The sequence below is a fragment of the Streptomyces xinghaiensis S187 genome (assembly GCF_000220705.2).
In the GTDB taxonomy this organism is placed as follows: domain Bacteria; phylum Actinomycetota; class Actinomycetes; order Streptomycetales; family Streptomycetaceae; genus Streptomyces; species Streptomyces xinghaiensis.
Genome location: NZ_CP023202.1, coordinates 5,012,718 through 5,034,806 on the forward strand (window position 1 = coordinate 5,012,718; position 22,089 = coordinate 5,034,806).

23 protein-coding genes are annotated in these 22,089 nt (G+C 70.6%); 18 read left to right on the top strand and 5 right to left on the bottom strand.

Features of this window, described 5'->3' with window-relative positions:
• Positions 1-21 precede the first annotated feature (21 nt).
• Positions 22-2,622, bottom strand: coding sequence for an aminopeptidase N (pepN, locus tag SXIN_RS21370; RefSeq protein WP_095757385.1), 2,601 nt, complete (start codon positions 2,620-2,622; stop codon positions 22-24).
• A gap of 172 nt (positions 2,623-2,794) precedes the next feature.
• Here pepN and SXIN_RS21375 point away from each other — a divergent pair, with 172 nt between their 5' ends.
• Positions 2,795-3,448, top strand: a complete 654-nt coding sequence (locus tag SXIN_RS21375) for a mycothiol-dependent nitroreductase Rv2466c family protein (protein ID WP_192883612.1) — start codon at positions 2,795-2,797, stop codon at positions 3,446-3,448.
• 84 nt (positions 3,449-3,532) lie between these two features.
• Here SXIN_RS21375 and SXIN_RS21380 read toward each other — a convergent pair whose 3' ends face one another.
• Positions 3,533-4,990, bottom strand: a complete 1,458-nt coding sequence (locus SXIN_RS21380) for an amino acid permease (protein WP_192883613.1) — start codon at positions 4,988-4,990, stop codon at positions 3,533-3,535.
• Between the two features lie 455 nt (positions 4,991-5,445).
• Between SXIN_RS21380 and SXIN_RS21385 the strand changes: the two genes are divergently transcribed.
• The 3 genes from SXIN_RS21385 (at position 5,446) to SXIN_RS21395 (ending at position 7,526) form a co-directional block, all read left to right on the top strand.
• The gene (locus SXIN_RS21385) at positions 5,446-6,042 is read left to right on the top strand and encodes a biotin transporter BioY (RefSeq protein WP_095757386.1); all 597 of its coding nucleotides are present in this window, start codon (positions 5,446-5,448) and stop codon (positions 6,040-6,042) included.
• A gap of 165 nt (positions 6,043-6,207) precedes the next feature.
• The gene (locus SXIN_RS21390; RefSeq protein ID WP_019709031.1) at positions 6,208-6,696 is read left to right on the top strand and encodes a ribose-5-phosphate isomerase; all 489 of its coding nucleotides are present in this window, start codon (positions 6,208-6,210) and stop codon (positions 6,694-6,696) included.
• Positions 6,697-6,719: 23 nt separating this feature from the next.
• Positions 6,720-7,526, top strand: coding sequence for an Fpg/Nei family DNA glycosylase (locus tag SXIN_RS21395; RefSeq protein WP_019709032.1), 807 nt, complete (start codon positions 6,720-6,722; stop codon positions 7,524-7,526).
• A gap of 108 nt (positions 7,527-7,634) precedes the next feature.
• Here SXIN_RS21395 and SXIN_RS21400 read toward each other — a convergent pair whose 3' ends face one another.
• Positions 7,635-8,864, bottom strand: coding sequence for a GNAT family N-acetyltransferase (locus SXIN_RS21400; RefSeq protein WP_019709033.1), 1,230 nt, complete (start codon positions 8,862-8,864; stop codon positions 7,635-7,637).
• 150 nt (positions 8,865-9,014) lie between these two features.
• Here SXIN_RS21400 and SXIN_RS21405 point away from each other — a divergent pair, with 150 nt between their 5' ends.
• From SXIN_RS21405 to SXIN_RS21435, 7 genes are all read left to right on the top strand, one after another.
• Complete coding sequence (locus tag SXIN_RS21405) at positions 9,015-10,154, top strand: PP2C family protein-serine/threonine phosphatase (protein WP_019709034.1); 1,140 nt, start codon at positions 9,015-9,017, stop codon at positions 10,152-10,154.
• A 144-nt stretch (positions 10,155-10,298) separates the two neighbouring features.
• Entirely contained in the window at positions 10,299-10,631 is a 333-nt protein-coding gene (locus tag SXIN_RS21410) for a hypothetical protein (RefSeq protein ID WP_039820084.1), read from the top strand.
• 18 nt (positions 10,632-10,649) lie between these two features.
• Positions 10,650-10,958: a pore-forming ESAT-6 family protein gene (locus tag SXIN_RS21415; protein ID WP_039820082.1), complete on the top strand. Its 309-nt coding sequence runs from the start codon at positions 10,650-10,652 to the stop codon at positions 10,956-10,958.
• Between the two features lie 101 nt (positions 10,959-11,059).
• Complete coding sequence (locus SXIN_RS21420) at positions 11,060-11,476, top strand: DUF6507 family protein (protein WP_039817727.1); 417 nt, start codon at positions 11,060-11,062, stop codon at positions 11,474-11,476.
• Complete coding sequence (locus SXIN_RS21425) at positions 11,473-14,106, top strand: hypothetical protein (RefSeq protein ID WP_095757387.1); 2,634 nt, start codon at positions 11,473-11,475, stop codon at positions 14,104-14,106. The genes SXIN_RS21420 and SXIN_RS21425 overlap by 4 nt, the downstream gene beginning before the upstream one ends.
• 9 nt (positions 14,107-14,115) lie before the next feature.
• Complete coding sequence (locus SXIN_RS21430) at positions 14,116-14,760, top strand: hypothetical protein (RefSeq protein WP_019709036.1); 645 nt, start codon at positions 14,116-14,118, stop codon at positions 14,758-14,760.
• Positions 14,761-14,834: 74 nt separating this feature from the next.
• On the top strand, positions 14,835-15,587 hold the full coding sequence (locus SXIN_RS21435) for a hypothetical protein (RefSeq protein ID WP_238153828.1): 753 nt from the start codon (positions 14,835-14,837) through the stop codon (positions 15,585-15,587).
• Positions 15,588-15,664: 77 nt separating this feature from the next.
• On the opposite strand, the gene SXIN_RS21440 is transcribed toward SXIN_RS21435, so the two are convergent.
• Both SXIN_RS21440 and SXIN_RS31345 read right to left on the bottom strand, forming a co-directional pair.
• Positions 15,665-15,934, bottom strand: coding sequence for a hypothetical protein (locus tag SXIN_RS21440; RefSeq protein ID WP_019709038.1), 270 nt, complete (start codon positions 15,932-15,934; stop codon positions 15,665-15,667).
• Positions 15,928-16,101 carry a hypothetical protein gene (locus SXIN_RS31345; protein ID WP_157916326.1) on the bottom strand — a complete coding sequence of 58 codons (174 nt, stop codon included), beginning with the start codon at positions 16,099-16,101 and terminating at the stop codon, positions 15,928-15,930. The genes SXIN_RS21440 and SXIN_RS31345 overlap by 7 nt, the downstream gene beginning before the upstream one ends.
• 270 nt (positions 16,102-16,371) lie before the next feature.
• On the opposite strand from SXIN_RS31345, the gene SXIN_RS21445 reads away from it, so the two are divergent.
• The 7 genes from SXIN_RS21445 to eccD all read left to right on the top strand — a co-directional run bounded on the left by SXIN_RS21445 (position 16,372) and on the right by eccD (position 22,067).
• The gene (locus tag SXIN_RS21445; RefSeq protein ID WP_039820084.1) at positions 16,372-16,704 is read left to right on the top strand and encodes a hypothetical protein; all 333 of its coding nucleotides are present in this window, start codon (positions 16,372-16,374) and stop codon (positions 16,702-16,704) included.
• An 18-nt stretch (positions 16,705-16,722) separates the two neighbouring features.
• Complete coding sequence (locus SXIN_RS21450) at positions 16,723-17,031, top strand: pore-forming ESAT-6 family protein (protein ID WP_039820082.1); 309 nt, start codon at positions 16,723-16,725, stop codon at positions 17,029-17,031.
• Between the two features lie 156 nt (positions 17,032-17,187).
• Positions 17,188-17,604: a DUF6507 family protein gene (locus SXIN_RS21455; RefSeq protein WP_095757388.1), complete on the top strand. Its 417-nt coding sequence runs from the start codon at positions 17,188-17,190 to the stop codon at positions 17,602-17,604.
• Positions 17,601-19,934: an ADP-ribosyltransferase gene (locus SXIN_RS21460; RefSeq protein WP_095757389.1), complete on the top strand. Its 2,334-nt coding sequence runs from the start codon at positions 17,601-17,603 to the stop codon at positions 19,932-19,934. The genes SXIN_RS21455 and SXIN_RS21460 overlap by 4 nt, the downstream gene beginning before the upstream one ends.
• Positions 19,935-19,994: 60 nt before the next feature.
• Complete coding sequence (locus SXIN_RS21465) at positions 19,995-20,396, top strand: hypothetical protein (protein ID WP_095757390.1); 402 nt, start codon at positions 19,995-19,997, stop codon at positions 20,394-20,396.
• Between the two features lie 13 nt (positions 20,397-20,409).
• Entirely contained in the window at positions 20,410-20,682 is a 273-nt protein-coding gene (locus SXIN_RS21470) for a hypothetical protein (protein ID WP_019706687.1), read from the top strand.
• A 41-nt stretch (positions 20,683-20,723) separates the two neighbouring features.
• Entirely contained in the window at positions 20,724-22,067 is a 1,344-nt protein-coding gene (gene eccD, locus SXIN_RS21475; RefSeq protein ID WP_095758138.1) for a type VII secretion integral membrane protein EccD, read from the top strand.
• Positions 22,068-22,089 lie beyond the last annotated feature (22 nt).

The window sequence follows — 22,089 nt, forward strand, 5'->3', positions numbered from 1 at the left end:
CGCCGTGCGGCGGCTGCGTCCTCAGTCCGCGTAGTCCGCCGCCCGGTCGCAGTCCTGGGCCCGCAGGGCGCGCGCCAGATCGGCGTGCGCCTCCAGCACCAGCCGCCGCAGCGCGGGCGGCGCCTGCCGGTGCTCGTCGAGCCACGTCTGTGCCGCGTCCAGCGTCTCCTGGTTGCCCTGCAGCATCGGGAAGAGGCCCCGTACGACCGACATGGCGATCTCGATGGACCGCTTCTCCCATACCTGTTCGATCGCGGCGAAGTACCGCGGGACGTACGGCGCCAGCAGCTCCCGCTGACCGGGCTGGTCGAAGCCGGCGATGGTCGCCTCGACCAGAGCGTTCGACAGCGTGTCCGACTCCACCACCTCCGCCCAGGCCCGCTCCTTCACCTCACCGGAGGGCCGGGCGGCGAGACAGCGCGTCTGATGGCGCTTGCCGGAGGCGGTGTCGTCGCGCGCCAGTTCGGCGTTGATCTCGGCCGCCCCGGCGGCCCCGTGCGCGGCGAGCGGTTCGAGGAAGGCCCAGCGCAGCTCCTGGTCCACCTCCAGACCGTCGATCTTGGCGGTGCCCGCCAGCAGACCCTGCAGCAGCTGCAGATCGGCCGCGCTGCCGGCGGTCAGCGCGAAGAACCGCGCCCAGGCCAGCTGGTGGCCGCTGCCCGGCTCGGCCAGCCGCAGCTCGCCGAGCGCCCCCTCGGCCAGCGCCCGGCCGCTCTGCTCGCGCCGGTCGGGGGCGGTGTAGTGGACCAGCGCGGAGTGCGCCCAGGCGTGCAGCATCTGCAGCACGCCGATGTCGCTCTCGCGGCCGGCGAAACGCAGCACCAGGTCGAGGAAGTCGCGGGCGGGCATCAGCCCGTCCCGGGTGAGACCCCACAGCGCCGACCAGCACAGCGCCCGGGCCAGTGGGTCGGTGACGTCGCCGAGGCTCGCGCGGAGGGTGCCGAGGGAGTGCGCGTCGAAGCGGGTCTTGCAGTAGGTGAGGTCGTCGTCGTTGACGAGGATCAGATCGGGCCGCGCGGCCCCGGCCAGCTCGGTGACGACCGTACGGGGACCGGCGACATCGGTCTCGGCGCGGTGGAAGCGGACGAGCGCGTCGCCCTCGCGCCGGTAGAGGCCGATGGCCACCCGGTGCGGGCGCAGCTCCGGGTGCGAGGGCGCCGCCTCCTGGAGGACGGCGAACTCGGTGATCCGGCCGTCCGCGTCCTGGACGACGTCCGGGGTCAGGGTGTTGACGCCCGCGGTCTGCAGCCAGGCGCGGGACCACTCGGCCATGTTCCGGCCGGAGGTCTCCTCCAGCACGGACAACAGGTGTTCGAGGCGGGTGTTGCCGTACGCGTGCCGCTGGAAGTAGCGGCGGGCGCCCTCCAGGAAGGCGTCCCGGCCGGCGTAGGCGACGAGCTGCTTGAGCACCGAGGCGCCCTTGGCGTAGGTGATGCCGTCGAAGTTGAGCTTGGCGTCCTCGAGGTCGCGGATGTCGGCGGTGACGGGGTGCGTGGAGGGCAGCTGGTCCGCGCGGTACGCCCACGCCTTGCGGCGGTTGGCGAAGGTGATCCAGCCGTTCTCGAAGCGGGTCGCCTCCACGAGCGAGAAGGCACCCATGAAGTCGGCGAAGGACTCCTTCAGCCACAGGTCGTCCCACCACTCCATGGTGACGAGGTCGCCGAACCACATGTGCGCCATCTCGTGCAGGATGACGTTGGCCCGGCTCTCGTACGAGGCCTGGGTGACCTTGCCGCGGAAGACGTACTCCTCGCGGAAGGTGACCAGGCCCGGGTTCTCCATGGCGCCGAGGTTGTACTCCGGGACGAACGCCTGGTCGTACTTGCCGAACGGGTACGGGAAGCCGAAGTGCTCGTGGAAGAAGTCCAGGCCCTGCTTGGTGACGGTGAAGATGTCGTCCGCGTCGAAGTGGCGGGCGAGCCCCTTGCGGCAGAGCGCGCCGAGCGGGATCACCAGTTCGCTGCCGTCGTCCAGCGTGCGCCGGTAGGTGTCGTGGACCATGTGGTACGGCCCGGCGACGACCGCGGTGATGTACGTCGAGATGCTCTTCGTCGGCAGGAAGCGCCAGACGGCGCCGCCGCCTTCCGCGGGGACGGGCTCCCCGTCGGCCGCGCCGTTGTTCAGCACCGTCCAGCCCTCGGGCGCGGTGACGGTGAAGATGAACGGTGCCTTCAGATCGGGCTGTTCGAAGGTGGTGAAGACCCGGCGCGCGTCGGCGGGCTCGTACTGCGTGTAGAGGTAGACCTCGCCGTCCTCCGGGTCGGCGAAGCGGTGCATGCCCTCACCGGTGCGGCTGTAGGCGCACTGCGCGTCGACGGTGAGGACGTTCTCCTCGCGGAGGTCCTCCAGCGCGATCCGCGTGCCGTCGAACACGGCGGCCGGGTCCAGCTCGCGGCCGTTGAGGACGACCGAGGTGACGGACGGCGCCAGCAGGTCGGCGAAGGTCGACGCGCCGGGCCGGGCGCAGCCGAAGCGGATCGTGGTCACGGAGCGGAAGGTGCGCGGCTCGGGGGCGTCAGGGGCCGTCGCCGACCGCAGGTCCAGCGCCACCTCGTACCCGTGGGCGGTCAGCAGCCCGGCCCGTTCGCGGGCTTCGTCACGGGTCAGGTTCTCACCGGGCACGACGGCTCCTTTGCCTCGTCTGTCACTCACGCGAGTCACACACTGCGGGTCTCACAGTGCGAACAGCCGCCATAGTGTCACGCGCTCACCGGCGGGTGGGAATGCGTCACACAGGGACAGTGGTTGACCGTGGGAACCACCCCGAGCACGCCACGATGGACCGAGCCCTTCGATGAGGAGAACCCCTGTGACCGCACCCGAGAAGACGCCCGTCGACTTCTGGTTCGACCCGGTCTGCCCGTGGGCCTGGCTGACCTCGCGCTGGATGCTGGAGGTCGAGAAGGTGCGCCCGGTGGAGGTGCGCTGGCATGTGATGAGCCTGGCGGTGCTCAACGAACCGCGGCTGGACGAGCTTCCGGAGCAGTACCGCGAGATGCTGGAGAAGACGGCCTGGGGCCCGGTGCGGGTCGCCGTCGCGGCCGAGCGGGAGCACGGCAGCGATGTCCTGGGGCCGCTCTACACGGCGTTCGGCACCCGCTTCCACAACGGCGGCGAGGGTGTCTCGCGCGAGTCCATGGCCGCGGCGCTCCGGGACGCCGGGCTGCCGGCGGAGCTGGTCGACGCCGCGGACACCGACGCCTACGACACGGAGCTGCGCGCCTCGCACAAGCAGGGCATCGAACTGGTCGGCGAGGAGGTGGGCACCCCCGTGATCGCCGTGCCGGGCGCCGACGGCGAGCCGTGTGCCTTCTTCGGCCCGGTCGTCACCCCCGCCCCCAGGGGCGAGGCCGCGGCGAAGCTGTGGGACGGCACGCTGATGGTCGCCTCCACCCCCGGCTTCTACGAGATCAAGCGGACCCGCACCCAGGGGCCGGTCTTCGACTGACCCGCCCGCCCCGGCCGTACGACGAGGGCTCCGCGCGCGGGCCGCGCGCGTGGGCCCTCGCCGTGTCCGCCGGGACGGGGGCGCTCAGCGCGGCGCGGGAACGCCGCGCCCGCCCGTCCGCCGCTGCCGCAGGTAGCCCGTACCGGCCAGCAGCAGCGTCAGTCCGCCGGTGAAGAACAGCTGTGTCCGCGTCTCGCCGTCCCGCAGCATCAGCAGCAGGACGGCCGTGATGCCCGCCAGCGCGACCCAGGTGAGGTACGGGAACCACCACATGCGCACGGTCAGCCGCTCCGGTGCCTCCCGCTCCAGCCGCCGCCGGCCCCGCAGCTGGGCCGCCGCGATGAAGCCCCACACCACGAGCACCGCGGCGCCCACCATGTTGAGCAGCCAGCGGAAGACCGTCTCCGGCCACCAGAAGCTGAACAGCACCGCCAGGAAACCGAAGGCGGAGGAGGCCAGCACCGCGCGGCGCGGCACCCCGCCGGACACCCGGCCCAGGGCCGCCGGGCCGTTGCCCCGGGCGATCAGCGAGTACGCCATGCGGGAGGCGCCGTAGATGTTGGCGTTCATCGCGGACAGCAGCGCCGCGAGGATCACGGCGTTCATGATCTGCGCGGCGGCCGGCACGTCCAGGACGTCCAGCACGGCCACATACGGACCGGGCTTGACGACCGAGGCGTCGTTCCAGGGGACGAGGGTGACGATCACGGCCATGGAGCCGACGTAGAAGAGGGCGATCCGCCACATCGCCGTGCGCACGGCGCGGGCGACGCCGTGCCGGGGCCGCTCCGACTCCGCGGCCGCGATGGTCACCGTCTCCAGGCCGCCGTACGCGAACACCGAGGCGAGCAGGCCGACCAGGAAGCCCTCCGTGCCGTTCGGCAGCCAGCCGCCGTCACCGGTGAGGTGCGCGGTGCCCGGCGCCTCCGTCCCCGGGAGCGCGCCCAGGATCCCCAGCGCGCCGAGGACCAGGAAGGCGGCGATGGCGAACACCTTCAGCGCGGCGAACCAGAACTCGAGTTCGCCGAAGTTGCCGACCGCCGCCAGGTTGGTGCCGCAGAACAGCGCCATGAAGACGGCCACCCACATCCATGACTCGGTCCCGGGCAGCCAACCGGTCATGATCGCCGCCGCGCCGATGGCCTCGGCGGCGACCGCCACGCACAGCAGCGTCCAGAACATCCAGCCCGCGGTGAAGCCCGCCCAGGGGCCGATGGCGCGCTCCGCGTGCACGGAGAAGGAGCCGGAGGCCGGGTGCGCGGCGGACATCTCGCCCAGCATCCGCATCACCAGCAGCACCAGCGCGCCGGAGAGCGCGTAGGCGAGCACGATCGACGGGCCGGCGGCCGCGATGCCGGCGCCCGAGCCGACGAACAGGCCGGCGCCGATCACCCCGCCCAGGGCGATCATCGACAGATGGCGCTGCTTGAGGCCGCCGGGGAGCGGGGCGCCACGCTCGGCGGCCCCGGGCGCCCCGGCGCGGGCGGGCGCGGAGGCGGGGGCCGTCGGGGAGGGCGGGGACGTCGGGGACGTCGGATTCATGAGCCGTGGTGTCCAGTACGTGAGGGGGACGGGCGGCCTCAGTGTCCCGGCGCGTACCGCTCAGAACAACTTCGCTCATGTCATGTACCGATATCCGGACGGCCGGTTGACCCTCCGTGCTCCCGCCGCGCCGCCCCGGAACCGTCCGGCCCGGCCGCCCCGCCCGGGGCGCAGAGGTCTTTTGGTGGGTCCCCACAGTGCCGGTTCATCTCCCGCCCGGCCGCCGCCCCTTGGCGGCCCGCTCCGCGAACCGCTCTCTCCGGCGGGTCCGCGTGACGAGCGTCACGGATGCGCCCCACCCCGCCCGCTCACCGCGAGCCCAGGTGTCACCGGGCTGTTATGGGAAACCTACCAAGCCCACCGCCTTGCCTTTGTCGGCGGCTCATGGTGAACGATCGTTGACTCGTCGGCTAGCGTCACCGTGTCCCCCGCCGTCCTCGTTCCGCGGAGCCCACATGAGCACTGCCGCCGTCACCCGCACCCACCGCCCCGGCGCGGTCCTCGCCGACCTGCTGCCCGCGGCCACCGCCACCCGCGCCCGGCTGCGGGACGCGGCCCTCGTCGTGGGCGGCGCCGCGCTCACCGGCGCCGCGGCCCAGCTCGTCGTCCCGGTGCCCGGCTCCCCGGTCCCGGTCACCGGCCAGACCTTCGCCGCGCTGCTCGTCGGCGCCTCGCTCGGCGCCGGCCGCGGCTTCCTCTCGCTCGCCCTCTACACGCTCGTCGGCATGGCCGGTATGCCGTGGTTCGCGGGCGGCGCGGGCTCGGCCACCTTCGGCTACGTCCTGGGCATGCTGCTCGCGGCCACCGTCGTCGGCGCGCTGGCCCGGCGCGGCGGCGACCGCGGCCTGCTGCGCACCGCGGGCACCATGGCCCTCGGCTCGCTCATCATCTACGCGGTCGGCGTGCCCTACCTCGCCCTGGCCGCGGACCTCTCCTTCGGCAAGGCCCTCGCCGTCGGCATGGTGCCCTTCCTCATCGGGGACGCCCTGAAGGCCGCCCTCGCCATGGGTGCCCTGCCGGCCGCCTGGAAGCTCGCCGGCCGCCGCGGCTGACCGCGGCCCCGCACGGACACGGGTCGGGCCCGCACCGCCTTACCGCGGTCGCGGGCCCGGCCCGTGTCCGTGCCGCGCCCGTCCTGCCGTGTGCTGCCGTGTGCCGCCACCCCCTCGGCCCACCCCTCGGCGACGCCCCGGCAGGGCCGTGCCACACTGCTTCCCATGCGCGTGTACCTCGGCTCCGATCATGCCGGTTTCGAACTCAAGAACCACCTCGTGGAGTGGCTCACGGCCAACGGCCACGACCCCGTCGACTGTGGCCCGCACATCTACGACGCCCAGGACGACTACCCGCCGTTCTGCCTCCGCGCCGCCGAGCGGACCGCCGCCGACAGCGAGGGCCTCGGCATCGTCATCGGCGGCTCCGGCAACGGCGAGCAGATGGCCGCCAACAAGGTCAAGGGCGTCCGCGCCGCGCTCGTCTGGAGCGAGCAGACCGCCGAGCTGGCCCGGGAGCACAACAACGCCAACGTCATCAGCGTCGGCGGCCGGATGCACAGCCGCGACGAGGCGGTGAAGTTCGTCGAGACCTTCCTGAACACCCCGTACTCGGGCGAGGAGCGGCACACCCGCCGCATCGACATGCTCACCGCCTACGAGAACACCGGGAAGCTCCCCGAGATCCCGGCCCACCACCCGCGCCAGGACTGAGCGGGCGGAGGGCCGAGCAGCACATGCCCGAGGGGCACACCATCCACCGGCTGGCCGCCGACCACCTCTCCCGGTTCGGCGGCCGCGCCGTGCGCGCCACCAGCCCGCAGGGCAAGTTCGCCGACGGCGCCGCCCTGGTCGACGGCCAGGTGATGGAGACCGCCGAGGCCCACGGAAAGCATCTCTTCCTGGGCTTCCCCGGCTCCACCTGGATCCACATCCACCTGGGCCTCTTCGGCAAACTCGGCTTCGGCACCGCCCCGGCGCCACCGCCCGCCGAGACCGTACGGCTGCGGCTGGCGGACACCGAGGCGTACGCGGACCTGCGCGGCCCCACCACCTGCGCCCTGCTCACCGACGGCGACAAGCGGGCGATACACGCCCGGCTCGGCCCGGACCCGCTGCGGGGCGACGACGGGGAGCGCGCCTGGCGGCGCGTCAGCCGCAGCCGCAGCAGTGTCGCCGCCCTGCTGATGGACCAGAAGGTCGTCGCGGGCGTCGGCAACGTCTACCGCGCCGAAGTCCTCTTCCGGCACGGCATCGACCCCTACCGCGCGGGCCGCGATCTCACCCGCGCCGAATGGGACGCGATCTGGGCGGATCTGGTCACGCTGATGCGCGAGGGCGTGCGGAACAACCGGATCGACACCGTCCGCCCCGAGCACACCCCCGAGGCGATGGGCCGCCCGCCCCGCGTCGACGACCACGGCGGCGAGGTGTACGTCTACCGCCGCGCCGGGATGCCCTGCCACATCTGCGGCGGCGAGGTCCGCACGGCCGGGCTGGCCGCGCGCAACCTCTTCTGGTGCCCCGGCTGCCAGCGCGGCTGAACCCGCCCCGGACCGGTCCGGTGGGACGAGGCCCGTGCCGCCCCGGCGCCGGGTCCGGCCCGGCACCGACGGGGCCGTGCGCACCGGGGGCACCCGCCGTGCCCCCGGTCAGAAGCCGTGCGGCAGCCAGGGCGCGACCTCGCCGAGGAAGGCGCGCGCCGTCTGGCCGAGGGTCTCGCGGCGCAACTCGCGCACCCGCCCGGTGCCCGCCAGCGCGGCCAGCGAGAAGCCGCCCAGATAGGCCGACCCCAGTTCCCGCACGGAGAGCGACAGTTCGGCCGGGTCCGAGGTACGGGTGCAGGAGGCGCCCTTGGTGTCGCCACTCAGCCGCCAGCGCCCCTCGTTCCAGGGGCAGAAGGGGTCGGTGAGCTCCAGCACGACGTCCACCGGGCAGGCGTAGGTCCGGGCCTCCAGGGCCGCGCCCACGTCCACCACGCGCAGATGCAGCCCGTCGCGGAGCCGCGGCGAGCAGCGCCGGACGTCGGACACCAGATGCAGCAGCGGGTCGTCGACCGGCCGGCTCCGCACCCGCAGCCGGGAGGTCAGGTCGATGCCGAAGAGGAAGCGCCAGAGCGCCGCGGACGCCTCCGGGTCCAGAGCCTCCAGATCGCGCAGGACGACCGCGCCGTCCGCCCCCTGCGGGCCCCACTCGGGCTTCAGGGCATAGCGCGCGTAACCGGCCGTCTCGCCGTCCCGCTCGGCCAGTACGCACTGCAGCGGTGACGCACCCGCCCGGCCGGCCTCCGGGTCGAGCAGCGGCAGCCGCTCCCACCCCGGGGACCGGGCGAGCATCCCGGGCCGGGCGGGCACCCGCCGGGCGTAGACCGCCTCGCACCGGTCCTGGACGTCGCCGGGCGCGGCCAGCCGCAGCGTTACGCCATCCGTGTGGTCCGGTCCTGTCAGCCCGGCCCGTTCCGTGTCGATCTCCAGGGCGAGCTCCTGGGACGCGATGCCGTAGCCGAACCGGCCGTAGATGCCCGGCTCGGAGGCGGTGAGTACGGCGAGCGGCTCACCGAGGGCGCGCACGTCGTCCAGCACGCGCCGCATCATGCCCGTGAGAATCCCCCGCCGGCGGTGCGTCGACAGGACGCTCACCATGGTCACCCCGGCCGCCGGCACCGGCGCCCCGCCCGGCACCGTCATCCGGAAACTGAAGGCGCCGGCCGTGCCGACGCAATTGCCGCCCTCCCAGACCCCGATCGAACGGTCGTACTCGGTGAGTCCGTGCCAGAGCTCGCGCTCCTCCGGGGGTTCGGGGACACCGCCGAACGCAAGATCGAGTCGGTCGTACCATTCGTCCCATTCCGCGGGCCGCAGCACCCGCGTCTCTGTGGTCATGAGCCCATGACTACCAGCAGGGTTCCGAACAGGCGACCGGGTTTCGGGTGCGTCGGGAGCGCACGGAGGCGGGCCGGGCGCAAGTATCCGCGGAATCCGACGCGCCGTGAATCGACGCGCCGCCGAACGGGTGGATAAGGTCCCGGTGAAATGGCACACGAGGTGAGAGTGGAGACGTTCACGGCCCGCATGCGCAGAAGGACGCACCGGGTCCGGATCGGGCTGCGCAAGGCCGCCGTGGACTACTTCCGCGGCGACGGCTCCGACTGGATCGCCCTCGTCGCCCTGCTGTTCGCCGTCCCCGCCATCGCGGCCGGGACCATGGCGGCGCCCCTGTGGTGCCCGCCTTCCGCCCTCGTCCTCCCGATCGTCGCCGCCGGACTGCTGCTGCGGCCCTCCAGCGTGCTGCTGATGTACGCGGCGGCGGCCGCGGCCCTCATCGTCGAGGCGTCGGTGATCGAGGAGTACGCGAACGTCCCCGTGGTCACCCCCGGCGACATCCTCGTCGTCGGCGCGGTCGGCTTCTCCGGCCTGATCATCGCCCAGTTCCGCAGCCGGGTCGGCGTGCCCTGGCGACGCGGCGGAACCATGCTCTTCGACCTGCGCGAACGCATCCGCGTCCAGAGCAAGCTGCCCGGCCTGCCGCGCGGCTGGCACCGGGAGATGGCGCTCCGCCCGGCCGGCGGCCAGTCCTTCTCCGGTGACTTCGTCGTCGCGGCCCGCACCAACGGCGGCCGCACCCTCGAGGTCGTCCTCACCGACGTGTCCGGCAAGGGCATGGACGCCGCCTCCCGCGCCCTGCTGCTCTCCGGAGCCTTCGGCGGCCTGCTCGGCTCGCTCCCGCCGCACCAGTTCCTCCCGGCCGCCAACGGCTATCTGCTGCGCCAGGACTGGACCGAGGGTTTCGCCACCTCCATTCACCTCGTCCTCGACCTCGACACCGGCGACTACGAACTCATCTCGGCGGGCCACCCGCCGGGCCTGCAGTTCTCCGCCGGCACGGGGCGCTGGGAGCAGAAGGGCGCCGAGGGCCCGCTGCTCGGCGTGTACGACGGGGCGGAGTTCGAGCCGGTGAAGGGCACGCTGTGCCCGGGCGACGTCCTGATGCTCTTCACGGACGGCCTGGTGGAGTCGTCGGAGCGCGAACTCAGCGAGGGCCTCGACCGCCTGACCGGCGAGGCCGACCGCTACGTCGCCTCCGGCTTCCACGGCGCCGCATGGCACCTCATCGAGGCGGTGGCGAAGGACGTCAACGACGACCGCGCCCTGCTGATGATCTGCCGCGACTGACCGCCCGGCGCGCGGCCGTGCCCGCCCGGCCGGGGGCAGGAGTGACCGTCAGCACCCCGCATCCGGGAACCAGTTGTGCCCGTACGGGCGTGGTAGTACATGTAGACGTAGTCGTGTCGAGTGCCGATCCACGGGGGTGAGCTGGTGAAGTTCGATATGGGCAGTACGGCGCTGTCGTCTCTGGTGTCGAATACTCAGGGGTCTTCGGATGATCTGGGTGGTTTGATCCGGATGTTGATCGCTGCTGCGGAGCCGTTGGAGGGGAAGTTCAATGGTGCGGGGAAGGCGGCGTTCGATCAGTTCAAGGCGAGTTCGGATGAGGTGACGGCGGCGTTGAATTCGTCGTTGCAGGCGATTCTGGGTGGTCAGTCGGGGATGGATCAGTCGTTCGGTACGGGTGATCAGGAGTCGGCGGACAATGCGCGGCAGCAGATGTCGGCGGCGAATTTTGATGCTGCTCGTTTCGGCGGGCGTTGAGTAGTCGGGGGGTTGGTTGTGGCGAATCAGGATCGCCGGTCGTATGACACGGGTGCGTCGTCGGAGGTGCAGGGTTCGCTGTCCTCGATCGTGGGGCAGTTGGAGCGTGTGCTGGGTGAGCGTGATCGTGCGGTGAAGTCGGCGATGGCGGACTTCCAGGCCGATGGTGTGTCGGATCTGTATCACGACAAGGAAGCGCGGTGGAACACGGCCGCGAACGAGGTGCGGTCGATCATTCAGCTGGTGCGGTCGACGTTGGAGCAGAACGACGGGACGGCGCAGGCGACGCTGGCGAAGGCGAAGGCCGCCGTCGACAACATCGGCTGACCGGTATCGGCTGATCAACGGCAGGGTCGGCCGGCCCGGGTGAGCCCGGGCCGGCCGGAAGCAGGTATGCGCACACACGTGACGTGACAACGGGGGTCGTTGTGTCGGGCTGGGATATCGACGTGAGCGGTGTCCAGGGGGTTCTCTCCAAGACGGGTGAGGTGGCGGGGAAGCTGGAGACGCAGGCTTCTTCGTATTCGGATCACATGGAGAGTGCGGCGTCGTCGGCGGGGACGATCGCGGGCGGTGGTGAGGCTCCGGAGATGGGTCTGGTGGGGGCGGCGCTGGCGGAGTTCGCGATGAAGACGCAGGACGATCTGATGTTCGTCGGGGCGCGTGCGGGCAAGTCGATGACGGGTGCGGTGGACGCCGTGAAGGCGTACAACCAGGGTGACCTGGACATGGCCGCGGCCGCGCAGAAGGAAGCGCTGAAGGCTCCGGATCTGGCGGCATTGAAGGCCCAGGCGCAGAACAACGCCGGCGGCAACGGCAGTCACGGCCAGCAGGTGCCGATGTGATCAAGCCTGAGGCGATTCCCCAGTTCACCGGTGACCTGGGGCAGTTGGAGAAGGACGCCACGGGCCTGGGCAATGACGCGGACAACATCCGTGACACCGGAAAGAACATCCATACGGAGTTCCAGGGTCTGTCGGCGTTCTACACCGCGCCGGAGGCGGAGGCGTTGTTCGCGTCGACGAAGCCGGTGCAGGACCGGGCGGATGAGTTCGCGGACGACTTGGAGAAGGTCAAGTCGGCGCTGGACGAGTACGTCGCCGAGGTGCGTCCCCTGGTCGCGAAGCTGAAGCAGCTCAAGGCCGACGCTGCCGCGTTCGTGGCGAGTGTGGAGGATGACGACGAGTGGAAGTACGACGGCGACAAGATCGATGAGCACAACGCTCTGCAGTCCGATGTGACGGCCACGGTGGCGGCGTTCTGGGAGGCGGAGCGGACGGCCGCGAACAAGATCACGGCGCTGGTCGGGGGGACGCAGTACCGGGCGAATGACGGCTCGGACGGCAAGAACATGTATGGCTTCTCCGCCGATGACATGAAGGATGCCGAGGTCCCCTGGGGGACGGCGGAGAACGAGAAGTACCACTGGTATGAGGTCCACCAGCACATCAAGAGCTTCGTGTGGGACGGCCTGATCGTCGACGGGGTGTGGGGGACCATCAAGGGCCTGGGCACCCTGGTCGGCTTCGACGGCTGGGACGCGATGAAGGATGCCTGGAAGGGCCTGGGCATGCTGGTCGTCGGCACCGCCCTGTACACCTCCCCCCTCGCCTACGCGATCCCGGATTCGGCGTTGCCGCAGTGGATGAAGGACTCCAAGGAGGTCGCGAAGCAGACGGGCAAGGCGCTGCTGGCGTGGGACACCTGGAGTGAGAACCCGGCCCGCGCGGCCGGGGCCGTCACCTTCAATGTGCTGACGTCGATCACGGGTGCCGGGAACATCGCCAAGGGCGGCACGGCGGCCAAGGTCGCTTCCATGGCGGGCAAGGCGGGGAAGTTCCTGGACCCGATGACACACATCTCCTCGGTGGTGGGCAAGGCCGGGCAGGCGATGAAGATCGGCGATGTGCTGGCGGGTCTGAAGAACCTCAACCTCGGCAAGATCGACATCCCGGCGATTCCGGACGGTGCGACGCTGCTGCCGGACGGGCGCCTGGAACTGCCCGACGGCACGGTGAAGGTCCCCGACACCCCGCTCCAGCTCGCGGACGGCACGGTCCACGTGCCGGAGGGCACGGCGCCCAGGGTCCCCTCCGAACTGCCCAGTGGGGCGGTCCTGATGCCGGACGGCTCGGTCCTGCACCCCGACGGCAAACTCCAGCTCTCCGACGGCAACATGAGCACCGCGCCGGTGAAGGTGGAGCCGCACAAGGCGGACCTGGCGACCCCGGACGAGGCGGCCGTGCGCGTACCCGAGCAGGAACTGGTCGGGGCCGGCGCCCGCAACAACCCGCCCGGGGCCATCGCCCAGCTCGGCGACGCGGGCAACCCGTCCGCCATCACCGACAACACCGTCGGTGGCGGCACCCCGGGGCAGGTCGGTGCGAACGCGGGCGACACCGCCCTGGGCGGCACCGCCCGCACCGGCGACAACCTCCCCACCGCCTCCACCAACCCGGGAGACCCGGGCAACCCCAATGGCAACGTGCCGGGGGGCAGCAGCCCAGAAAGTGACTCGAATACTCCTGCAGGCCGGGATACGGGCCCCGGCTCGGGGCGGGACGTCACAGCGACGGAAACGACCCGGGTGGAAAGTCCCACCCCGGTCGCCGGATGGGACGAGGGACCAGGCGCGAGAGGGAACGCCGAAGCTCGTGAGGGCCTCAGTGGTCCTGAGCCTGGTATCACGTCGGCAGATTCCTCAGCGGGTGGGACGGGAGAGATCCCGCAGGTCAGTAACCTTGATCAAGCGACATCTGCTCCAGCTTCCGGAACGTCCGCGTCATCTGGCGGAGGTTTCGACGAAATCGACCCCAGCCGGTACAGCAGGGGAGTTGACACTGCTCCCACGCCCTCCGAGCCGATGCGCCCGGACCAGGAGCAGGCAGTGACGGCTGAGTTGACACGGGCGGGAATGCTCCCCGGAGACCAGCAGCGTGTCCTGCGCACCCTTGGCAAGGAGCCGTATGGTGCTGCTGCTGCCGATCTCATTTCCCGGGGGCATCTGCAAGACGCGCCGAACTACCAGGAAATTCTCAACATGTGCAAGCAAGGGAGCAGCAAGGCGCAGAAGAGCATGATCCCGGCTGCCTATATGGCTCTCAGTCATGCGACTGACCTGCAAAGTCGTGGGTTTTCCCGGGTCGGATTCGAGATCAAGGACAATGCGACGGGACTGGACCTTGACGTCACGACCCTGCATCCTGACGGTACTCCGCACTACGGGTACCAGCTCAAGGATGTGAACACAGTCGAGGGAATAAAAAGTGCTGTGAAGAAGGCGGCAAAGCAGCTTCGGGCTGAAGGGGCGGATCAGAAGGTGGCCATTCTGGATATTCACGACTCGATGGCCGGTCTGAATCCCCGTTCACTCGACGATCTCGAGTTCCACGCGGAACGTTCGGGCGCTACGTTTCACCTACGGTTCGAGGACGGTTCCTTGACTGTCCCGCCCCATGGTCCAGTCTTCCCGTAAGGATTTCCCATGTCGAAACTCATGCGTGCACCACGCGAATGCGGCTCCTGGAACTGGGATCTCGAAGAAGTTGCCTCTCCGGGGCTCGAGTCCGCCCTTGCCACCGCCGGCCGCATGGCGGAGGTGCTGACGAGGTACGACATGCTCTTGCCGCACAAGATCGAGATTGACTGGTATGTGGCCGGTCGGGGCGGTATTGGTGTCACGACGACCCTGGCTCTGACCTGCCCGCTGGAAGATCCGCTTCTGGCCGAGCGGGCTCGCGCCAGCCGCCCCACCGGGTTTCCCGACGCCGAGATCGCAGAGATCTGCGTCATCGGCTCGGGGGTGTGGATCGATGAAGACGGACGTTCCCACCGTGAACCACGGCTCGTGGAGTTGTCCGTGGACCCGGCTCCGGTCGGTCTGTCCGCCGAGATGGCCGTCCACCATGACATCTGGGGCTGGTTCGACTTCGCGGGCCGACCGCACCCTGAGATCCAGAAGCGCAACGCACCGCGCATGGAAGCAGCGCTGCGAGAGCTCAACGCGCTGTTGGGAGTGGCGGCGGAACCCGGCGAAATGACCTATTTCGGTTTCGCCACGGAGTTCGGTATCGGAACCCCCGATGCCCTGGAGGACGGTACAGGGCCGGATGTGACGGACAAACTGTGACCGGTGGGCACAGGGCGACGGATCTCTCGGCGGGGAGGGTGAATGGCGCTTCTGAGGCGACAGCGCTTCTCGGTATGGATTTCGACGACAGGCCGACGAGTGACCCCGAAGATGTGATCTATGGTGGTTTGGACGATCCAACTCATCGCGAACGGGTGCCAGGGCTTGTGGAGTTGATGGGCGACGCCGCCGCTCCGCAACGTGAGCGCTTCCTTGCCTGTGTCGCCCTGACGACCTGGGGCGAGGAAGCCGGGTACAGGTCTGTGATCGAGGCTGCGGCCGACCCGGGGAAGGTCCCGTGGTACGAGATCCTCATCGATCGCAAGTTCTCGGTGGACAACACCTTTGCGCAACTCGCCGTCGCCGTCGCCGACAGCGATGACATCGCCCCGGAGAAGGGCACTGCGGACTGCCGGATCGCTGCCTTCCGGGCCTTGGCGAGAATCGCCGACCGCGAGTACTTCGATGACAAACTCGGTGAGATCCTGGACCGTGACACGGTCACGGCCGTATTGGGCGACATCGAAGACGTGGTGGAACGAGGAGTTGCTTCACTCTCCGTGGGGAGGCCGACTCGCTTCGATCTCGCCACGCAACTCGTTGACTTGGCGGCTGCAGTCGCGAGCGTCGACGGCCCCCAAGCGGTCGAACTGGCCATCCCTGTGTTGAGTGCGGCGGCGCATCACCGGCCACTGGTGCATGCGCTCACCATCGTTCACCGTGTGCCCGGCCCGGAGGGCGAGCAGTTCGGTGAGTACTTGATGGCGGTGGGGGATGAGAAGGTGCGGCAACAGGCGAAGCGGGCGTTGGAGGCCCGGGGGAAGTGATGCACCAATTCACTTCCGTCCATCCTGGCATGGGGACGAGGACAGGTGTGATCAAGCCGGGATGGGTGTCCTGATCATCAGCCCAGATCTGCCAGGAACGGCACCGCCGCACCCGGGCTCGGGGCTGTCAGGGGCAGGCGGGTGACCCCGCCGTCTTCCGCCGGGACGATGAGATCCGGGACGTGGTGCTCCAGGAAGCGGAGTTGGCCGATCGGTCCCGGGGTGCCGGTGTGGGCGGCCAGGTGCTTGAGAAGGAAGTGCAGGTCCTGGAACTGGTCGGGGTGGAGCTCCTGCCGCGCCGTCAGCGACCAGCCGCGCGGGCTCTCGGCGAGTTCGCCGATCAGCACTCCGCCGATGCGGGAGGCCGGCCCCGGGCGGCGAGCAGAGGTTCGTCGTCCGTGGCCCCGTCCGGCCAGGGCTCCAGGCCCAGTTGCCTGCGGAGCCGGGTGAAGGTGTCGGCGGGGGCGCTCGCGGTGAGGTCCAGATGGAGCTGCAACTCGTACACGTCGCTCATGGGCGGAAGCGTAGGTGGACGGAGGGGCGCCGGTGCTGACCGGCCTTTCTCATGCGGCGGTGCTGCGGCAGCGTCGGAGCGCAGCCGGTACGAGCCGGGCCCCCGCCGGGAGCGAGGAAGCAGGGTGCAACGTACGGGACTCCCGGGAACCGCGAGGTGAGTGGGCCGCGTCTACACGGCCGTTGGCAGGTGCTGCGGACGGTTGGTATACGTAGACGCGGCCTGAACTGGCGTTTGTGTGGGATGTGTGAGCAAAACGGGGGTGAGCTGGTGAAGTTCGATATGGGCAGTACGGCGCTGTCGTCTCTGGTGTCGAATACTCAGGGGTCTTCGGATGATCTGGGTGGTTTGATCCGGATGTTGATCGCTGCTGCGGAGCCGTTGGAGGGGAAGTTCAATGGTGCGGGGAAGGCGGCGTTCGATCAGTTCAAGGCGAGTTCGGATGAGGTGACGGCGGCGTTGAATTCGTCGTTGCAGGCGATTCTGGGTGGTCAGTCGGGGATGGATCAGTCGTTCGGTACGGGTGATCAGGAGTCGGCGGACAATGCGCGGCAGCAGATGTCGGCGGCGAATTTTGATGCTGCTCGTTTCGGCGGGCGTTGAGTAGTCGGGGGGTTGGTTGTGGCGAATCAGGATCGCCGGTCGTATGACACGGGTGCGTCGTCGGAGGTGCAGGGTTCGCTGTCCTCGATCGTGGGGCAGTTGGAGCGTGTGCTGGGTGAGCGTGATCGTGCGGTGAAGTCGGCGATGGCGGACTTCCAGGCCGATGGTGTGTCGGATCTGTATCACGACAAGGAAGCGCGGTGGAACACGGCCGCGAACGAGGTGCGGTCGATCATTCAGCTGGTGCGGTCGACGTTGGAGCAGAACGACGGGACGGCGCAGGCGACGCTGGCGAAGGCGAAGGCCGCCGTCGACAACATCGGCTGAGTACGGGAGCGTTCGGCCGCCGCTTGCGGCCGTGACCGGATCAGTGGCGCGGCTCGGTCGCCGGTCGCCGCGCATCACCGTAAGCGCAGTAGCCGCAGCATCGCCGCCGGGAGGAACCGCTTCCGGCGGGCGGGCAATTCGCGAACAGGGGTCGTTGTGTCGGGCTGGGATATCGACGTGAGCGGTGTCCAGGGGGTTCTCTCCAAGACGGGTGAGGTGGCGGGGAAGCTGGAGACGCAGGCTTCTTCGTACTCGGATCACATGGAGAGTGCGGCGTCGTCGGCGGGGACGATTGCGGGCGGTGGTGAGGCTCCGGAGATGGGTCTGGTGGGGGCGGCGCTGGCGGAGTTCGCGATGAAGACGCAGGACGATCTGATGTTCGTCGGGGCGCGTGCGGGCAAGTCGATGACGGGTGCGGTGGACGCCGTGAAGGCGTACAACCAGGGTGACCTGGACATGGCCGCGGCCGCGCAGCGCGAGGCTCTCAAGGCTCCGGATCTGGCGGCATTGAAGGCCCAGGCGCAGAACAACGCCGGCGGCAACGGCAGTCACGGCCAGCAGGTGCCGATGTGATCAAGCCCGAGGCGATACCCCAGTTCACCGGTGATCTGGAGCAGTTGGAGAAGGACGCCACCGGCCTGGGCAATGACGCTGACGACATCCGGGAGACGGGCAAGGGCGTCCACACCCAGTTCCAGGGGCTTTCCGCGTTCTATACGGCTCCGGAGGCGGAGGCGTTGTTCGCGTCGACGAAGCCGGTGCAGGACCGGGCGGATGAGTTCGCCGATGATCTGGAGAAGGTCAAGTCGGCGTTGGACGAGTACGCCGCCGAGGTGCGTCCCCTGGTCGCGAAGCTGAAGCAGCTCAAGGCCGATGCTGCCGCGTTCGTCGCCAGTGTGGAGGGCGATGACGAGTGGAAGTACGACGGCGACAAGATCGATGAGCACAACGCTCTGCAGTCCGATGTGACGGCCACCGTCGCGGCGTTCTGGGAGGCGGAGCGCACCGCGGCGAACAAGATCACGGCGCTGGTGGGCGGCACCCAGTACCGGGCGAATGACGGCTCGGACGGCAAGAACATGTACGGGTTCTCGGCCGATGACATGAAGGACGCCGAAGTCCCGTGGGGGACGGCGGAGAACGAGAAGTACCACTGGTATGAGGTCCACCAGCACATCAAGAGCTTTGTGTGGGACGGCCTGATCGTCGACGGGGTCTGGGGCACCATCAAGGGCCTGGGCACCCTGGTGGGGTTCGACGGCTGGGACGCGATGAAGGATGCCTGGAAAGGCCTGGGCATGCTGGTGGTTGGCACCGCCCTCTACACCTCCCCCCTCGCCTACGCCGTCCCCGACTCCGCTCTCCCGCAGTGGATGAAGGACTCCAAGCAGGTGGCCAAGGAAGCCGGCAAGGCGATGCTGGCCTGGGACACCTGGAAGGAGAACCCGGCCCGCGCGGCCGGGGCCGTCACCTTCAACGTCCTGACCACCGCCACCGGCGTCGGCAACGTCGCCAAGGGCGGTACGGCGGCAAAGGCCGCGGCGCTCGTCAGCAAGACCGGGAAGGTCATCGACCCGATGACCTATGTCGCGGGAGCGGCCGGCAAGGTCACCAAGATCTCGGACGTGCTCGGCGGGCTCAAGAACATGTTCCCCGAGAAGATGCCCGAGCTGCCGAACATGGCGAACATGCCGGACGGCACGGTCAAGCTCCCGGACGGCTCGCTGCTCTCGCCCGACGGCACCCTCAGGCTGCCCGACGGTACGGTGAACGTCCCCAACTCCTCAGCTCTGCCCAACGGTTCGCTGCTGCCCGACGGCTGGACGGCCGACCCGCACACCGCCCCGTCCGCCGCGCCCGCGCACACTCCGGCGCCGACCCCGGCCCTGGCCCACGCGGGCGCCCCCGATCCGGGCTTCCCTCGCCGGTCCGACACCCCCGACACCCTGTTTCCGTCGGCACACGGGGACGCCCTGCCGCCCGGCGGCGTCATCGACCACACCTTCGGCGGCCACGGCAGTCACGGCGGCCCCGCCGACTCCGCCGCGCACCACGCGGATTCCGCCACCCACACCGACCCGGCCCATCACACCGACTCGGCCCATCACACCGACCCGGCTCACACCACCGACCCCGCAGCCCCCGCCCCCGACCCCGGCGGCCCGAACGGCCCTGGCGGCGGCGGATCCGTCGACCCGCCGTACACCCATGCCGGCGACCCGCCCGGCACCCCGGCGGGTGCCGTCGACCCGCTGCCGGACCCGGCCGACTGGGACAACCTCACCCCGGAGGAGATGCACCGCCTCGCCTCCTGGGAGGTCTCGCAGGGCACCGTGCCCTTCGTCAACGACGCCGACGCGGCCCGCTACGGCGCCGCCTACTGGAACGACTACGCGGACAGCCTGTCGCCCTCCCAGAAGGAGGCGTTCCTCGACTACACGAAGGAGACCAACCCCGGCGGCGTCACCTACCACGAGATCAACGGCTTCCTGCGCGGCGACAGCGCCTACGACACCCCGGCCGTCCGGCACGACATCGCCGAGATCGACCGGGCCATGGCCGCCCGGCCCGTCCCCGAGGACGTCATGGTGGTGCGCGGCACCGGACTCGGCCACCTCAACCTCTCCTCACCGCTGGAGATGGAGGGCCGGGTCTTCGACGACGGCGCCTACATGTCGACCTCCCTCGGCGACCAGCCGGTCTCGGCCTTCGCGGGCAAGGAGGCCGTCCTGCATCTGCGGGTCCCGCAGGGCACCCCGGCGACCTGGGTCGAGCGGGTCTCGGCCTTCGGCGGCGGTGAGCGCGAACTCCTGCTCGCCCGCGGCTCGGCATTCAAGGTGACCAGGGTTTTCTGGGACAATGGCCAGTGGCAGGTCTACGGCGAGATCCTGCCGAGGCCGTAACCGATGAGCAGGCGGGACACCGCACCGGAAACGCGGCCGAAGCGGGAGAAGGGGGCACACATGGGAACGGATCCGCGCGCGGTACCGCGGTTCACGGAGGACCTGCGGCTGAAGCAGACCGGCGGCCCCGCGGTCTACCACCACACCACCGGCAAGCCGGTCCGCTATCTGACGGTCGCCAACGACCGCAGCGGCGTGATCGGTTACCTCTGGGCCAACGACGAGGACGGCGCCGCCGGCTGGGAACCCCGCCCCGCCGCGGGCGGTGACGCCTTCAACGGCGCCCGGCCGTGGCTCGCGAGGCTCCGGGACGCCAGGTCCCGCGAACTGCCGCCCACCGCGGCCCTGCGCGAGATCGCCGCGGAGCCCCCCGCCGAGGACGCGCCCAGCGCCGTCGTCCCCGGGCCGCTCGCCGAGGCGCCGAGTCTGGCCGCCCTGCGCGACCTCGCCGCGAGCGGCTGAGGGCGCGGCGGTCATGGCCACCAAGGACTACGACAGCCAGCTCCTGGAGTCCGTCTCCGTACGCCGCCGCCGGATGCGGGACGCCCTCCTCTACGGCCCGCAGCGCGCGCGGCGCACGGCCGACGAACGGCTCGGCAAGCTCTTCGCCGGCATCGCCATCGCGGCGGTGATGTGCGCGGGCTGCGTCGGCTGGTCGTTCATCCAGGGCAAGCTGGCGGACCAGAAGGCCGACAAGCGCGGGCAGAGCTCCTCGCCCGCGGTCGTCGGCCCGGAACCGAAGCGGTGAACCGGTGATATCCCGATGGTAGGTTCGATCAAGTGGTGAGCATGGGGGCGCGGAGCACGGAACTCAGCAGGGTCACCCTGGTCGGTGAGCGGAGGCGGGTCGATCTCGTCCTGCCGTCCGACGAGCCGGTCGGCAGGCTGCTGCCGGACGTGATCCAGCTGCTGGACGACCGGGTGGCCGCCCGGCCCGAACTGCGCCGGCTGGTCACGGCCTCCGGCGCCGTACTGCCGCTGGACTCCACCCTCGCGTCCTCCGAGGTGCGCGACGGAGCCGTCCTCCGGCTGGTCCGCGCGCAGGACGCGCCTGCCGCGCCCGTGGTGCACGACGTCACCGACGAGGTCGCCGAGGATCTGGATCTGCGTGCCTGGCGCTGGCGGCCCGTGGCCCGCCGCGCCACCGCGGGCGCCGCGACCGTCGGCTTCGCCGTCACCGCGGCACTGCTCGCCCGGGACGCCTTCGACAAGTCCGCCGTCGCCGGGGCCCTGTTCGCGCTGACGGTGCTGCTCGCGGCCGCCGGGGCGCTCGCCGCCCGGCTCGGCGGCGGCAACCGCGGACTGGCCACCACGCTCCTTCTCGCCGCCGGCGCGCTCGGCCTGCTGGCCGCCTGGACGGCCGCCGACGCGCAGTCCTGGACGGCGGAGGCGCGGCTCGCCGGCGTCACCGCGGCGGTCGTCCTCACCCTGCTGCTGCTCGGGCTGTTCACCCCGGTCGGACGGGGCGGACTCATCGGCGCGGCCGCCGCGTTCGCCACCACCGGCATCTGGCTGCTGACCGGCGCCCTGCAGGACGAGCCGGCCCGGGTCGGCGCCGTGCTGGGCGTGGTCTCCGTCGTCGTCCTCGGCCTGCTGCCGCGGCTCGCCTTGATGGCCGCCGGGCTCACCGCGCTGGACGACCGCCGCTCCGCGGGGGCCTCCGTCAGCCGGCACCAGGTCGACACCGCGCTGGCCGCCGCGCACCGCGGGCTGGCGCTGGCGACGACCGTCACCGCCGTGTCCGTCACCGCCGCCGGGCTGCTCGCCTCCACCGTGTCGAACCCGTGGGCGATCTCGCTGACCGCGGTGCTCGCGCTCGTGCTGGCCTCGCGCTCGCGGGCCTTCCCGCTCGTGGCCGAGGTCGTGGTGCTGCTGGGCGCCGCCTCCGTGCTGCTGGTGCGGCTGGTGACGCTCTGGATCGACTCGCTGGACGGCGCTCCGTCCGGGCCGCTGGGCCTGCTGGCCCTGGCCGCGCTGCTGCCGGTGGGCGTGCTCGCCGTCCAGCCGCCGGAGCACGTACGGGTGCGGCTGCGGCGCTTCGTCGACTTCATCGAGTCGGTCGGTGTCATCGCGCTCTTCCCGCTCGCCGTCGGTGTGTTCGGGGTCTACGGACGACTGCTCAACGCGTTCTGAGCCACGGGACGCGGGACAACGC